At 50.9% G+C, this 14,454-nt stretch carries 11 protein-coding genes; 5 read left to right on the forward strand and 6 right to left on the reverse strand.

Translation table 11 applies throughout. The annotated features are described in order from the left end of the window. Positions 1–24: 24 nt before the first annotated feature. The 5 genes from mutS to miaB form a co-directional block, all read right to left on the reverse strand. The gene (gene mutS / locus T458_RS41905) at positions 25–2,601 is read right to left on the reverse strand and encodes a DNA mismatch repair protein MutS (protein WP_023557053.1); all 2,577 of its coding nucleotides are present in this window, start codon (positions 2,599–2,601) and stop codon (positions 25–27) included. Positions 2,602–2,680: 79 nt separating this feature from the next. Then, positions 2,681–3,967: a putative amidoligase domain-containing protein gene (locus T458_RS41910; RefSeq protein WP_023557054.1), complete on the reverse strand. Its 1,287-nt coding sequence runs from the start codon at positions 3,965–3,967 to the stop codon at positions 2,681–2,683. 138 nt (positions 3,968–4,105) lie between these two features. After that, complete coding sequence (gene cotE, locus T458_RS41915; RefSeq protein ID WP_023557055.1) at positions 4,106–4,666, reverse strand: outer spore coat protein CotE; 561 nt, start codon at positions 4,664–4,666, stop codon at positions 4,106–4,108. 134 nt (positions 4,667–4,800) lie between these two features. Further along, positions 4,801–5,244: a YlbF/YmcA family competence regulator gene (locus T458_RS41920; protein WP_023557056.1), complete on the reverse strand. Its 444-nt coding sequence runs from the start codon at positions 5,242–5,244 to the stop codon at positions 4,801–4,803. Between the two features lie 4 nt (positions 5,245–5,248). Then, entirely contained in the window at positions 5,249–6,760 is a 1,512-nt protein-coding gene (gene miaB / locus T458_RS41925; protein WP_023557057.1) for a tRNA (N6-isopentenyl adenosine(37)-C2)-methylthiotransferase MiaB, read from the reverse strand. Positions 6,761–7,058: 298 nt separating this feature from the next. Here miaB and T458_RS41930 point away from each other — a divergent pair, with 298 nt between their 5' ends. The 5 genes from T458_RS41930 to T458_RS56940 all read left to right on the forward strand — a co-directional run bounded on the left by T458_RS41930 (position 7,059) and on the right by T458_RS56940 (position 12,900). Beyond that, positions 7,059–8,885, forward strand: a complete 1,827-nt coding sequence (locus T458_RS41930) for a sigma-54-dependent Fis family transcriptional regulator (RefSeq protein WP_051410075.1) — start codon at positions 7,059–7,061, stop codon at positions 8,883–8,885. A 138-nt stretch (positions 8,886–9,023) separates the two neighbouring features. Then, a complete protein-coding gene (locus T458_RS56925; protein WP_023557059.1) occupies positions 9,024–10,100 on the forward strand; it encodes an ABC transporter ATP-binding protein in 1,077 nt (358 codons plus the stop codon). Between the two features lie 110 nt (positions 10,101–10,210). Continuing rightward, positions 10,211–11,011 (forward strand): ABC transporter permease, encoded by an 801-nt coding sequence (locus tag T458_RS56930; protein WP_252989852.1) that lies wholly within the window; start codon positions 10,211–10,213, stop codon positions 11,009–11,011. Position 11,012: 1 nt separating this feature from the next. Further along, complete coding sequence (locus T458_RS56935) at positions 11,013–11,792, forward strand: ABC transporter permease (protein ID WP_122914106.1); 780 nt, start codon at positions 11,013–11,015, stop codon at positions 11,790–11,792. A gap of 25 nt (positions 11,793–11,817) precedes the next feature. After that, positions 11,818–12,900, forward strand: a complete 1,083-nt coding sequence (locus T458_RS56940; protein WP_144083857.1) for a polyamine ABC transporter substrate-binding protein — start codon at positions 11,818–11,820, stop codon at positions 12,898–12,900. 63 nt (positions 12,901–12,963) lie between these two features. On the opposite strand, the gene T458_RS41950 is transcribed toward T458_RS56940, so the two are convergent. Continuing rightward, positions 12,964–14,442 (reverse strand): aldehyde dehydrogenase family protein, encoded by a 1,479-nt coding sequence (locus T458_RS41950; protein WP_023557061.1) that lies wholly within the window; start codon positions 14,440–14,442, stop codon positions 12,964–12,966. Between the last annotated feature and the right edge of the window lie 12 nt (positions 14,443–14,454).

Below are 14,454 nucleotides of genomic sequence, written 5' to 3' on the forward strand. Positions count from 1 at the left end.
CCTCCTTTCTCGCTCCGGCCTGCCTTATTTCAGACGTTTTTTCCACTCAAACAGCTTAAGCATTGCATCCATCGGAGTCGTTTGGTTCAAATCCAATTCACGCAGCTCTGCCATGATTTCCTGTTCTTCCGGCGGCAATGCTGGTGCTGGAGGAGCTTCTTCGCGCACTGCTGCGACAGGTGCGCTCCACATGGACTCAAACGACATTTGCACATCGGACGCAGATGTTGCAGCACCTGCCTCCAGACCTTCCAGAATCTTGCGGGCGCGATCAATCACCCATTCCGGCATCTTGGCTAGTTCGGCTACGTGAATTCCGTAGCTTTTATCGGCCCTGCCTTCTTCGATCCGGTGCAAAAACAACAGCTTTCCTTCCCGCTCTTCACATCGAGCGTTTACATTGACAACACCTTTCAGGATGTCAGCCAATCCGGTCAGCTCATGATAATGCGTTGAAAACAGCGTCTTGGCACCAATTTTTTCACAAATGTACTCGATCACTGCCTGGGCCAGAGCCATCCCGTCATAGGTCGAGGTTCCCCGTCCGATCTCATCGAGCAGGATCAAGCTTTGTGCCGTTGCTTTTTGCAGCGCGTGCTTGGTCTCCAGCATCTCCACCATAAAGGTGCTATGGCCCCCGGCGAGATCATCTGCCGCACCAATCCGGGTAAAAATCTGATCGACCAGTGTCAAGGTTGCAGACTTGGCCGGAACAAAGCAGCCAATTTGCGCCATCACGGTAATCAACGCGATCTGGCGCATATACGTGCTCTTCCCTGCCATATTCGGACCTGTGATCAAAAGGACTTGGCGTTTGTGTGGATCCATCTGCACGTCATTGGCAACGTATTTCTCCTGATCCAAGACGGCTTCCACCACCGGATGACGGCCATCTTCAATGGCGTACTCCCCATTTTCGGAAAACTGCGGCCGCACATACCCGCGCTCATCGCTGACGGTCGCGAAGGCCTGCAGAACATCCACTGCTGCGATTCGCTCTGCCAATTCCTGTATCCGGGGGATCTGTTTGGCCATCTCATTGCGAACAGCCGAGAAAAGCTGGTACTCCAGCTCGATCATTTTGTCTTCTGCTTCGAGAATCAGGGCTTCCTGCTCTTTTAGTTCAGGCGTGATATACCGCTCTGCATTGGTCAGGGTCTGCTTTCGCTCATAGCGTCCCGGCGGTACATGGGGGATGTTGGCTTTTGACACCTCGATATAATAGCCAAACACTTTGTTATAACCGACTTTCAAGGAACGAATTCCAGTCGCTTCGCGTTCGCGCTGCTCGAGCTGGGCGATCCAGGTTTTCCCTTCCCTGCTTGCGGTGTGCAGCTTGTCCAGATAAGCATCGTACCCCGTGCGGATGATGCCCCCTTCCCGCACGGATAACGGCGGATCATCCACCAAAGCCTTGCGCAAAACGGCGACGAGATCCTCGCACTCATCCATCTCGGCAGCCATTTGGCGCAACACAGCCGCATCTGTTTGCAGCAACAGCTGCTTAAGCTGAGGGACTGCTTCCAGGGAGAGGCGCAGCTGCACCAGATCGCGCGCATTGGCGTTCCCGTACGAGATCCTGCCTGCCAAACGCTCGAGGTCATAGACGCGATCCAGGCACGTACGCAAATCCGAACGCAGAAGCATATCACCTTTTAGTGCTTCGACTGCCTCCAGACGGGCCGTCAGCTCTTGGATATTGCGCAGGGGACGCTCGATCCAGCGGCGCAGCAGACGTCCGCCCATCGCTGTCTCTGTTCGATCCAACAGCCACAGCAGGGAGCCTTTTTTCGTCTTGTCGCGAATGGTTTCGGTCAGCTCCAGGTTGCGCCGCGAAAAGCCGTCCATCTGCAGGTACTGTCTCGCATCGTAACGCTTGATAAGACGCATATGAGCGAGGCTTCGTTTCTGTGTGGTTCCTATGTAGTACAAAAGGGCATTGACAGCGGTACGCATCGCCAGGTCGAGTTCCTTCGCCTGTTCCTGATACTGCGTATCGACAGCAAAAGGATCAAGCTGGCTGTTCTCGATCATCGCAGTGGGAATCGTCGTTTTCGGGTATTCTGCAAGCCCGTAGAAAACAAGCTCTTTGGGGCGGAACTGCAATGCTTCATCCAGCACCAACTGTCCGGTGCCCGACAAGGAAGTGACGTACATCTCCCCTGTACTCATGTCGCAGGTGGCTACACCGCTTCTCCCTTCGACCTCCGCGATGGCGGCCATATAGTTATTCTCTTTGTCTGTCAGCCATTTGCCTTCCATCATCGTCCCCGGTGTGATGACCCGGGTCACCTCGCGACGGACGACACCCTTCGCTTCTTTCGGGTCCTCGACCTGCTCACAGACAGCCACCTTGTACCCCTTTTTCAGCAGCTCGGCGATATAGCCGTCTGCTGCATGATGGGGAACACCGCACATGGGGATGCGTTCCGCCCCGCCTCCCTCCCGTCCGGTCAGAGTAATCTCCAGTTCACGAGAAGCCAGCAAAGCATCCTCAAAAAAGAGTTCGTAAAAATCTCCCAATCGGAAAAATAAGAAAGTATCCGGATAATCTTTCTTGATCGCCAGATACTGTTGAATCATGGGGGTATATTCAGCCATTGGTTTCTTCTCCTACATGAAAATCTCGTTTGTTATTATACCATGATTCAGAGGGAAAGTTGAAAGATTCCAGCACACCCTAGACCAGTTTCCACGCGATGCGCAAATCTTGATCAGCAGCCCAGGTCTCCCCTGAGAGCAGGTGCGTAAAGTACCGATCCAAATGAACCTGGGAGGGGCGATAACCGGGTAATGCGCGAAGCTCTCTCCATATCTGTCCGACATAGGAGATTAATGTTTCTTTTTCTCCGCGATAGTAGGCTCTGATGAGCTGAGGCTGTACGTGTGGCGCCGCACGCAACCGATCATGATGGGTCGCAATCAGACGCGACAGATGAAGAATTCCGCGTGTCAGGACGGGGTGGACCAGCCAGCTTGGCAAAGTCCGGTATTCAAAACCGTACGCTTTCTCTCTCACATCTCCCAGAAATCCGTAGCGTTCTCTGCGCCGAAGACATCCTCCGTCTTCTATCAAAACAAGCGGCAGAGCCAGATAGGCATCCAATTTTCTGCGCAGTGCAAAGGTAGGAGTAAGTCCGCTAAAGTGGATATGTCCCCCTATCGGGTAGCCTTCAAATGGCATACCTCCCGCAAGCCATTGGATGCTGCGTTCTGTTATTTTTTGGTGAGCCAGTCTCAGCGCCTTCTCGATAGCCTCGAACAACAGATCAGGATGAACTTGAGGCTCGGGACGAAGCTCCGCGACCGGATGCTGATGCATAGCAAGCTCTTCCCGGTAGCGAGTGGTATCACAGCCCACGATACCTGCTATCTTCAGATAATCAGATGCCAGGGCCATCCCCCCGTCTTCTCGTCTCAATGCGAATTCCGGGTCAGCTCCTAGCAACAGCAGTTCCTGGTTGTGCATGGCTTGCCTTTTTTGCCACGATTCTCGGGCGCGCCGCAAAAAAACATCCGCTGACTCTGCAGGCCAGTCAGGAGTAATGCTTGCCACCTTGGCACGATGAGCGGATACAGCGTAAATGAGCACCTGGCCCGCATCGATCCCTGCCGCATACAAGCTGCGCGTTGCCAGATTTTTGACCAGGTTCACTTCCGGGTCCTGAGTGGGCCAGGAAATCGGCTCAGAGTCAGTCTGTTCCCAAGTCTCTCGGAGCCATTGCGGCTGCTCGGCACGGCGAGTCACTTCCAAAATGTGATCCTGATACAAGCTGACCAGGTAAGCACGCCACCCGGGAAGGGGTTTTTTCCTTGCCGTTACCGGAAGGCCGCTCAAGTGCAGAAGCCATCTGCCCGCTTGCGGACGCCGTAAGAAACTCACTGCTTCCTTGACATTAGCCGTCATGAGCTGAGCCCTGTTCACCACGGATAGCCGGGCATCGCTGGCCGATACACGCATGATCATTGCCCTCACGCTCCATTCGTTGATTCTATAGCCTATGTTGGCGCCCAGAAAAAGTGAGTCCCTCATGCTCCTCAGAATAGCGACCAGAGCAAGAATACGTGCATAAATGAAAAAAAAGAGGAGATATGCCTCTCCTCTTTAGTCCAGCTCGTCGAGCAGTGTTGACGAATCAAAGTCGTCGAATTCGTCGCTGTTCTCTTCAAAGTCGCCCAAGAGATGGAAGTCCTTGTCGTCGCAATTGTTGCAGACAACAACGCAGACTTTTGTTTCTCCAATTACTTCTACAGCAAATTCACTTTCTACTCGGACTGTGATCGTACCGCCGCCACTCAACTCAGCTTTGACGCACTTGGGCTGCTCAATTGCGCGAGCTACGATTTCCAGATCCCCTCTGCAGTTCTTGTCGAAGAACGTAAGCGGAACGAGTACGGAGAACTTGACAGTTTCCCGCTTGACTTCAGTCTGCGTGTTATTTGCAAACGAGAACCACAGGTTGACGTCATACGTTCCAGATACTTCAACCGCGTCTCCGACTTTCTCTGCCTGGAAATTGGTGTTGATAATCCAGCAACCCAGGATCGTCGAAGGAGTTTGCGACGGAATAATAGTGTGGGTAGTCGAAGAAAATTTATGGCCTTTGCCGCAAACGGCTTTCGCGATCAGTTCTCGGCACTGTAGATCTTTGTCTGAACCCGACATTTCGTTACCTCCTCCATACAACGTTTCTGTACATTTGTATGCAGGGCATTCGACTAGGGTGCAAACACCCAGCTTCATTTTGCGTAAGAAGTTGTTCGGGTACCGACGCGATTACAGCCGCCTATTCTTCTATTCTAGGAGCAGCAGTGGTCGCCATGCTTCTTTTCAGGACCGCCGCCTGTCTCGCCTGTCAATGGGTTGCCGCCTGTATCCAGGATAATGCGCTCGGATACAGTGTTCGTGATGACGTTGGTTACCATCTGCAGCAAGTCATTCACATCTACTTGAGATTGTTTAAATTCGTTTACAAGCGGAATCGAATCCAGTTCTTCTTGCAACTCATTGAATTCCGCTTCCAGCTTTTTGACCAGATCCGGTTTGTTGATGGACTCAAACATGACCATTTGTTTTTGTTTTTGCTTCAACTGATCGATGAGCTCCTGAACACGGTCATGGTGCTTGATCTGCAGTTCTGCCCGCTTGAAGAAATCAACCTCATTGGTGCGAGAAATCATCGTAGCGAGTTCGCGTGCTTTATCCAGAATTTCTTTTTGTGTGTACATGTTTGTCTGCTCCATTTGCTTACACCTCTATTTTTGTCGCGATTTCTCCGTGAAGTGTCCACGTTTTCGCATCTGTAATGTGTACATCGACATACTGCCCGATCAGGGAAGAATCTCCTTTAAAGTGAACCAGCTTGTTTGTCCGCGTACGTCCAGCCAGCACTTCTTCGTTGGTCCGAGACACGCCTTCGACGAGAACCTCGAGTGTCTTGCCTTCCAGCTTTTTGTTTTGCTCAAGTCCGATTCGTGCCAGCACTTCATTGAGACGGTGGAGGCGCGCCTTCTTGACTTCCATCGGGACATTGTCTTCCATGACCGCAGCTGGAGTTCCCTCGCGTGGGGAATAGATGAAGGTGTACGCGAAATCATACCGCACTTCTTCCACCAGCGAGATCGTTTCCTCGAATTGTTCATCCGTCTCTCCAGGGAAACCTACGATGATGTCAGAGGACAAGGAGACGTTCGGAATCGCCGCTTTAATTTTACGCACCAGCTCCAGATAGTGTTCACGGGTATATTTGCGCGCCATCCGCTTCAATACCTCGCTGGAACCGGACTGAACAGGCAAGTGGATCTGCTCCACCAGATTACCGCCATGGCTCAGCACCTCGATCAAATGATCGTCAAAATCACGGGGATGGCTAGTCGTAAAACGCACACGCGGAATGTCGATTTTGCGAACCTCGTCCAACAAGTCGCCAAAACCGTACTTGATGTCCTCGAAGTCTTTGCCATACGCGTTGACATTTTGCCCCAGCAGCATGATTTCTTTGAAGCCTTGCCGCGCCAGATCGCGAACCTCCGCGATCACATCCTCAGGACGCCGACTGCGCTCCTTGCCGCGGGTATAAGGAACGATGCAATAGGTGCAGAATTTGTCACAGCCGTACATAATATTGACCCACGCCTTGGTGTTGCCTTCGCGCAGCTTCGGCATATTCTCGACGATATCGCCTTCCTTGGACCAAACCTCGATCACCATTTCCTTGCTGAACATGGCATCGCGCAGCAGCTCGGGCAAACGGTGAATGTTGTGGGTACCAAAAATCAGATCGACTTGCTGGTAGCTTTTCAAGATCTTGTTGACGACTTTTTCTTCCTGTGACATGCAGCCGCAGACACCTAAAATCAGATTGGGGTTGTTGTGCTTCAGCCGCTTCATGTGCCCCAGCTCGCCAAACACCTTGTCCTCCGCATTTTCCCGGATCGCACAGGTATTGAACAGAATGACGTCAGCCTCTTCGATTTCTTCCGACGGTGTATAGCCCATCTGCTCCAAAATGCCGGAAATCGTCTCGGAGTCATGCTCGTTCATCTGACAGCCATAGGTGCGCACATGATAACGCTTCCCTTTTCCGATTTCCCGCATCTCTTCAGAAATCGTGAAGTCGTAGTGAACCTTGATTTCTTCTTTCCCGCGCTGCTTGGCATCCTTCAGGGAAGGAGCTTGAAAATACTTGGCGAAATCAGCCGCCGTTTTCGGAGACTTGCCGGATTTTAAGTCCACAGTCGCCTCTTTCGTCTCTTTCATGATGTATCACCTCAACTGAAATTGTAATCAGACATGTGCCAATACAGAATTATATCATTTTAGGCGATTCATCGCGAATCAGAATTAGGCAAAATATGTACAAATGCTCAGGAGACCACTGAAGAAGACGAGCTACCTCGGATCCGCAGAACTTGAAAGCCTCCGCCTTCTTTCTCTACTTCCATTCCCTCGTCCTCTGTGATATTTTTTAAATATTCTCACAAATGGAAATCTGTTGCAGAGTTTCACATTGCTTCTTGCATGGATGCCTGTGCCAACTTTTCTTTCGTAGGAGGGTATGTCCTTGAGCTTATTAAGTGACTTTCAGGAAATCACTCAACAGGTGGCAGTTGCCATTTCTGCGGCATTGCAAATTGAGACCGAGATCGTAGACGATCAGATGACGATCATCGCAGGCACAGGTTTTTACGAAAAACGGATCAACAGCAAAGAAGAAAACGGACAGATTGATGCCGGGTACTTGTACGGAAGAGTGATTACGACCAACCAGCCCTATTTTATCGAGGATGCGCGCAATGATCCGCAGTACGATCCCTCGGTACTTCAGGGTGTTACCCAGGAACTGGCTGAGCTCTGCTCGCCGATCCAGTACAAAGGACAGGTAATTGGCGTCATCGGACTCATCGCGTTCAACGAATCACAGCGGCATAGACTCATCCACAACCGCCTAGCCTACCTCACCTTCCTCCAACGAATGACCGAGCTTCTGACAAGTAAAATTGCCGAGCAAGAGGCGTGGAATCAATGGAAAAAGACGTTTGTTCAGCTGGAAACGCTCATCGAATCCATCCCCGAAGGCATCCTGGCTATCGATGAACGCGGCATCATCACGACCTGCAACATGACAGCTGAGCAGCTCATAAAGAAACAAAAACACGAATTGATCGGCACCCCCTTGCAAGCAATCTGGCATCAATCCCCCATGCTGCAGGTCCTGACAAATGGGATCGGCTACATCGAACAGGAAGAAATCTACTCCCTCGAAGATCACGACATGCATTTTATCGTCACCGCCCGACCAATTCGGGTCAATAACCACATCGCCGGAGTTGTCGCGTCTTTTCGCAGAATGGTAGACATGCGTCGGCTGGCATATGTGCTGACCAATGAGCATAAGAACCTCTACTTCTCGGAATTGCAAGGCAAGAGCCGCGCCCTCGCACTCGTCATTAAGCAAGCTGAACAGGTCGCACGTGGCACATCCAATATATTGATCACAGGAGAAAGCGGCACAGGCAAAGGAATGCTGGCTGCCGCCATTCACTCAGCCAGTTCACGCCGCTCTGGACCATTTATCATTGTCAACTGTGGCGCCATCCCGGAAGCCCTGCTCGAAAGCGAACTGTTTGGCTACGATGCAGGGGCTTTCACAGGAGCCAAACGCGAGGGCAAAGCAGGCAAATTCGAGTTGGCAGACGGGGGCACGATCTTCCTCGATGAGATTGGCGACCTGCCACTCCATCTTCAGGTGAAGCTGCTGCACGTTCTACAGTCCAAGCAGGTAGAGCGCGTCGGCTCCAATAACCTGCGCCCCGTCGATATACGGGTGATCTCTGCGACGAACAAAAACCTGGAGCAAATGGTCAGTGACAAGGAGTTTCGGGAAGATTTGTACTTCCGCCTCAACGTCATTCCCTTGCATATGCCCCCTCTGCGTGAACGTTCCGATGACATTCCGCTGTTACTCGATTACTTTTTAGCCAAATACAGACAACTCTTCAATCACCCGGTTCTTGACTTTACACCCCAGGTGAAAGCTGTGCTCCGCCATTACCACTGGCCCGGCAATGTTCGCGAGCTGGAAAATGCAGTCGAATACGCCGTCAATATGGAAACCTCTCCTTATATCGGTCTGGAGAGCATTCCCACTCGCATCAAACAGCATCACAGCATCAGCGCTATAGCCACTCCAGGCGAAAACGAGCTCCCGCTTAAAGAACGCATCCGTCGTCACGAGCGCCAAATTCTTTCCTCCCTGCTGCAGCAGCACGGCCAATCGCTGGAAGCGAAAAAGTACATCGCAGAGAAGCTGGAGATTGGTCTCGCAACTTTGTATCGAAAACTGGAAGGACATAAACTTCTCAATGATGAGAAAGTTTTCTAGTTTTCAGGAATCTACAATTTCCGTCTCGGCAGACCGGTTTCCTTTTCCCGCATGGTGAAAAGCACTGTATCTTGTCTTACACCATTGGCACCATTCTTGCTAATCTAAATTTTCAGATATTTGTAAGGGAGGATTCTCATGAGTGGTCTCATGGTAAAGCTGCAGCACCTCGTGAAGCAATTTGGTACTCAAACCGTAGTCCAAGATCTGTCCCTTGATATTGAGAAAGGGGAATTTCTTACTTTGTTAGGACCCAGCGGCTGTGGGAAAACGACCACACTACGAATGATCGCCGGTTTTGAGCAGCCCACTTCTGGTGAAATCATGCTGGATGGTCAATACGTCCACAATCTTGCCGCCTACCAACGTGACGTCAATACGGTTTTTCAAAGCTACGCCCTTTTTCCTCATCTCACAGCTTATGACAATGTTGCCTTTGGTCTTCGCGTAAAAAAAGTTCCTAAACAAGAAATCGAGAAGCGTGTCAAGGATGCCCTTCGGCTGGTCCAGCTGGAAGATTATGCGCGTCGCAAGCCTGACCAGCTCAGCGGCGGACAGCGACAGCGCATCGCCATCGCTCGCGCCCTCGTGAATAATCCGAAAGTACTCTTGCTCGATGAACCGCTTGGCGCCCTGGATCAAAAACTTCGCAAACAGATGCAGGTCGAGCTAAAGCACCTGCAAAAACAGCTTGGCATCACTTTTGTCTTCGTCACGCATGACCAGGAGGAAGCGCTGACGATGTCGGACCGCATCGGAGTCATGAACCAAGGATTCCTGGAGCAGGTAGGTACCCCGGCTGAAATTTACGAGCGCCCTTCCACGAAATTTGTAGCAGGTTTTATTGGGGAAACGAATCTCTTGCACGGAACAGTTAGAACGCGTGATCATCAGCATCTGCTGGTCGAATGTGAAGGGGTGCAGGTAAAGGCGCCCTCTGCAAACGTTGCGGAAAATGAATCGGTCACGATCGCCATCAGACCGGAAAAATCAGTTCTATCCTTGGAGCCGTCCCACAATGAGCAGCTCGTTCAACTCAATGGAAGATTGACCGAACGGATTTACTGCGGCGGTTCTACCCGTACCATCGTCACTTTACATAGTGGTCAAACATTCGTTGCACTGGAAAAGACGGATCAACTCCTGCCTGCGGCTGTCGGCGATGAATTGTTTGTGCAGTGGCAACCCAATCACGGGGTGGTGGTAACACGATGAATCCCCCAGTACTCGACAATGCTCCTGCAAATCAACTGCAAAATGAGACCAAGCTCAAGCACCAGATCGACTACGGCAAAGCTTGGACGATTTGGCCTGTATTTATTTGGATGGTCCTACTCTTTCTCTTGCCGATGATCCTGGTTTTCGCCGTCAGCTTTTTTTCACGGAGTTCCTTTGGTGGAATTGGATTCCCGTTGACGTTGGAAAATTACTCACGATTTTTTGATCCCCTCTACTTCAAAATCATCTGGATATCCTGTGTTCTCGCCTTTTATACAACGCTCTGTTGTCTCGTACTAGGTTATCCCTTCGCCTACATCATCGCTCGATCTCCGACGCAGTATCGCAATATCCTTTTACTCCTCATCATCGTGCCTTTTTGGACTAACTCTCTGATCCGAACATATGCCTGGATTGTACTTTTACGGACAGAAGGCGTTATCAATACCTTTCTTTTGCAGCTTGGACTGATTGAACAACCGCTCTCCCTCTTGTACAACGAGTCCGCAGTCCTGATCGGACTTGTCTATACTATGCTCCCCTTTATGGTTTTGCCATTGTACGCTTCTATCGAGAAGCTGGAGCGTTCCTTGCTGGAAGCATCCAAGGATTTGGGAGCCAAACCATGGCAGACGTTTTGGCGAGTGACGCTGCCGCTCACGACGCCGGGGATTCTGGCAGGTTCCCTGCTGGTGTTCATCCCCTCATTGGGCTTGTTTTTCATTCCTGACCTGATGGGAGGAAGCAAGACCATCCTGATCGGCAACCACATCAAAAACCAATTCCTTACCGCACGCGATTGGCCCTTCGGTTCTGCCAGCTCGATCATTCTCATGATCCTGACTCTGGTGTTTATTGCGGTTTACATCAAGATTACCAAAGACAAACAGGGAAAGGAGTTGGTATAGTATGCGCCTCTCACTTGCAAACAAGCTCTCTTTTCTCTATGCGTCCCTGATCTATTTGTTTCTGTATATGCCCATTGCGATCCTGATCCTGTACTCTTTCAACCAATCCAAGCTCAATGCAGTCTGGACGGGCTTCACCTTTGATTGGTACCTCAAGCTGATGCAAAACACCGAGGTGCTTGAGGCGATGAAGACATCGCTTGTCGTCGCACTGATCAGCACGATTGCGGCCACTATGATCGGCACACTTGCCGCAGTAGGGATGTATCGATACCAATTTCGCGGCAAAACAGCGCTTGATGCCATGCTATACTTGCCGATCGTCATTCCCGAGATCGTCATGGGCATTTCCTTGCTCGCGTTATTCTCCCAATTCGAGATCCCGCTTGGTTATCTTACGCTGATCGCTGCCCACATTACATTTTCCATCCCTTTCGTCGTGGTCGTCGTGCGTGCTCGCATGGCTGGATTTGACCGGAGTATCGAGGAAGCGGCTATGGATCTCGGTGCGACGCCATGGGGGACGTTCATCAAAGTCACCGTTCCCATCATTGCTCCCGGGATTCTGGCAAGTGCTCTCCTGGCTTTCACCCTTTCGATTGACGATGTCATTATCAGCTTCTTCGTTGCAGGTCCTTCCAGCTCCACGCTGCCTTTAAAGATCTTCTCGATGGTCAAATTCGGAGTCAGTCCCGAGATCAATGCCTTGTCTACCTTGATGTTAGTTGTCACTTTATTTCTGGTTATCATCGCGGAACGAATCCGGATGAGGAAAAATTAGAGAACACATATAGGGGGGTGCCTTCATGGTCAAGTGTTGGAAAAACACGATCACGTATTCCGCAATCGCTTTATCGTTGGCCGTCACTGCGGGCTGTAGCACATCTTCATCCACTTCGGGCGGAACCACAGCGGAAGGACTGGATAAGGAGCTAAATGTATTTAACTGGTCTGAATATGTTCCTGAAGAAGTGATCAAGAAATTTGAAGAAAAGCATGGGGTCAAGGTCAATTACAGCACCTTCTCCTCAAATGAAGAAATGTTAGCCAAGGTATCTGTTGGGAAGGGCATCTACGATCTAACCGTTGCCAGCGATTACTACATCCAACCGATGATAAAGGAAGGCATGATTCAGCCTATTGACATGAATAACATCCCCAACTACAAAAACCTGGCTGCAGATTACATCAACAAGGAACACGATCCCGGCAACCAGTACAGTATCCCATACATGGGAAATACCGTATCTCTCGGATACAACCCGGATAACATCACGACAGAAATCACAAGCTTCGCCGATTTATGGAAACCGGAATTGAAAAGTCAGATTGTGATGGTAGACGATCAGCGCTTTATTCTCGGCATGGTTCTGAAAACTCTTGGCTATTCCGGAAATGAAACGGATCCGGCCCGATTGGAGGAAGCCAAACAAAAAATGCTGGAGCTGATGCCCAACATCAAAGCCTTTGACAGCGACAGCCCCAAAACCTTGATGGTGAATGGAGAAGTAAATGTCGCCTTTGTATGGGGTGCGGAAATCGCGCTGGCCCAACGTGAGAAGCCGCAGTTCAGAACGGTGCTGCCCAAGGAGGGACTGATGATCTCCTTTGACAACTTCGTCATCCCGACCGGTGCCAAGCATAAAAAAACAGCAGAAGCATTTATCAACTTCATGCTGGAACCGGAAATAAATGCGGAAATATCAAAGTCCTTCCCCTACATCAGCCCGAACAAGGAAGCGCACCCGTTGATTGACAAAGACATCATGAACAATCCAGCCATCTACCCTCCCGAAGAAGAAATGAAAAAGGTAGAAAGCATAAAGGACATTGGCGATGCGATCAAGCTGTATGACCGCGTCTGGTCTGAAGTGAAAAGTTCTCAATAATGAGATGAATGAAGACAAAAGAGACGGGGAAGGAGCTCCCCGTCTCTTTTCGTTCTGATTCCCTTACTCGCGAAACCATCCGATCGGCTGTACCTGGAGATTTACATTAATCTGCTTGACCTCTGTGTACGCCTCGTAGCCATAGGTCCCCAACTCGCGGCCGATCCCGCTCATCTTGTATCCGCCCCACGGCGCTTCGTTAAAAGTGGGGTGATACGTGTTGATCCAGGTAATGCCTGCCCGCAGCTTCCGAATGACACGTTGTGCTTTAGCCCCATCGTTGGTAAAAACTCCTCCTGCCAATCCATACCTGGTGCTATTTGCAAGCCGGATCGCTTCTTGCTCCGTGGTAAACTTTTGCACCACGAGTACCGGACCAAAAATCTCTTCCTGCACGATTCTCAGGTCTTGACGATCTACTGCAAAAATCGTGGGCTCTACAAAATAGCCATTGCCCCTTCCTCGATCCGTCAATCGATTTCCCCCGCAGAGGAGCTGCGCCCCTTCATCGCGTCCAAGCTGGATGTAGGCGAGCACACGCTCCATATGTTCTTTTGAAATCAATGGACCCATTTCCGTCTCTGGATCGGCTCCATCCCCCACGACGATTTTTTGAGCACGTTCCACCAGCCGCGCGAGGAATGGCTCGTAAATCTCCTCTTGCAGTAACAACCTTGATCCAGCCGAACAAACCTCTCCCTGATTGGCAAAAATCGCGAAGAGCGCATAATCGACGGCAGTTTCGAAATCGGCATCGGCAAAAACGATATTCGGGGATTTCCCTCCAAGCTCAAGAGAAAGCTTCTTCACCGTGTCAGCCGCATTTTTCATAATGGTAATCCCGGTCTCCGTCCCTCCGGTGAAGGCTACTTTGTCCACGAGCTCATTGCGAGATATCTCATCTCCGACGACGCTGCCCGGCCCTGTCACCAGATTGGCCACGCCTGGCGGAAAACCAGCCTGTTCCAAACATTCAAACAGCATGATGGTCGATAAAGGGGTCAGATCTGCCGGCTTCAACACCAGTGTATTTCCTGCTGCCAGTGCCGGAGCAATTTTCTGTGCATTCATTACCAGTGGATAATTCCAGCAGGTGATGGCGCCGACCACCCCAATCGGCTCACGTACGACCATCGCTGAAATATCGTCCGGAACATCATAGGTCTGCCCCTGAGGTTTCGTGCAGAGTCCGGCATAATAACGGAACTGGTTGACGGCATCCGATACATCATAACGAGATTCACGCAGCGGCTTTCCGTTGTTGCGTGTATCCGTCTGGGCAAACTCTTCTGCCCGAGCTTCAATCAGATCGGCGACCTTCCAGAGCAGCTCTGCCCGATCCCTCGCCTTGCTATCGCCCCATCCACCTTCATCGAATGCAAAACGCGCTGCCTTGATCGCTCGCTGCGCATCTTCACGCGTCCCCTTTGCGGCCAGAGCGATCACTTCTCCATTCGCAGGATTGCGAACCTCGAATGTTTCCCCCGAAGAAGAATCCACCCACTCTCCATTGATAAAAAGCCGGTTAGCCTTCACTGTCATGACCGAAGCCTC

Origin of the sequence: Brevibacillus panacihumi W25 (assembly GCF_000503775.1) — a bacterium.
Classification (GTDB): Bacteria; Bacillota; Bacilli; order Brevibacillales; family Brevibacillaceae; genus Brevibacillus; species Brevibacillus panacihumi_A.

Excerpts from the sequence above, each read along its gene's own strand:
- mutS (WP_023557053.1), bottom strand. The coding sequence starts at position 2,601 with ATGGCTGAATATACCCCCATGATTCAACAGTATCTGGCGATCAAGAAA.
- T458_RS41910 (WP_023557054.1), bottom strand. The coding sequence starts at position 3,967 with ATGATCATGCGTGTATCGGCCAGCGATGCCCGGCTATCCGTGGTGAAC.
- cotE (WP_023557055.1), bottom strand. The coding sequence starts at position 4,666 with ATGTCGGGTTCAGACAAAGATCTACAGTGCCGAGAACTGATCGCGAAA.
- T458_RS41920 (WP_023557056.1), bottom strand. The coding sequence starts at position 5,244 with ATGGAGCAGACAAACATGTACACACAAAAAGAAATTCTGGATAAAGCA.
- miaB (WP_023557057.1), bottom strand. The coding sequence starts at position 6,760 with ATGAAAGAGACGAAAGAGGCGACTGTGGACTTAAAATCCGGCAAGTCT.
- T458_RS41930 (WP_051410075.1), top strand. The coding sequence starts at position 7,059 with ATGTCCTTGAGCTTATTAAGTGACTTTCAGGAAATCACTCAACAGGTG.
- T458_RS56925 (WP_023557059.1), top strand. The coding sequence starts at position 9,024 with ATGAGTGGTCTCATGGTAAAGCTGCAGCACCTCGTGAAGCAATTTGGT.
- T458_RS56930 (WP_252989852.1), top strand. The coding sequence starts at position 10,211 with ATGGTCCTACTCTTTCTCTTGCCGATGATCCTGGTTTTCGCCGTCAGC.
- T458_RS56935 (WP_122914106.1), top strand. The coding sequence starts at position 11,013 with ATGCGCCTCTCACTTGCAAACAAGCTCTCTTTTCTCTATGCGTCCCTG.
- T458_RS56940 (WP_144083857.1), top strand. The coding sequence starts at position 11,818 with ATGGTCAAGTGTTGGAAAAACACGATCACGTATTCCGCAATCGCTTTA.
- T458_RS41950 (WP_023557061.1), bottom strand. The coding sequence starts at position 14,442 with ATGACAGTGAAGGCTAACCGGCTTTTTATCAATGGAGAGTGGGTGGAT.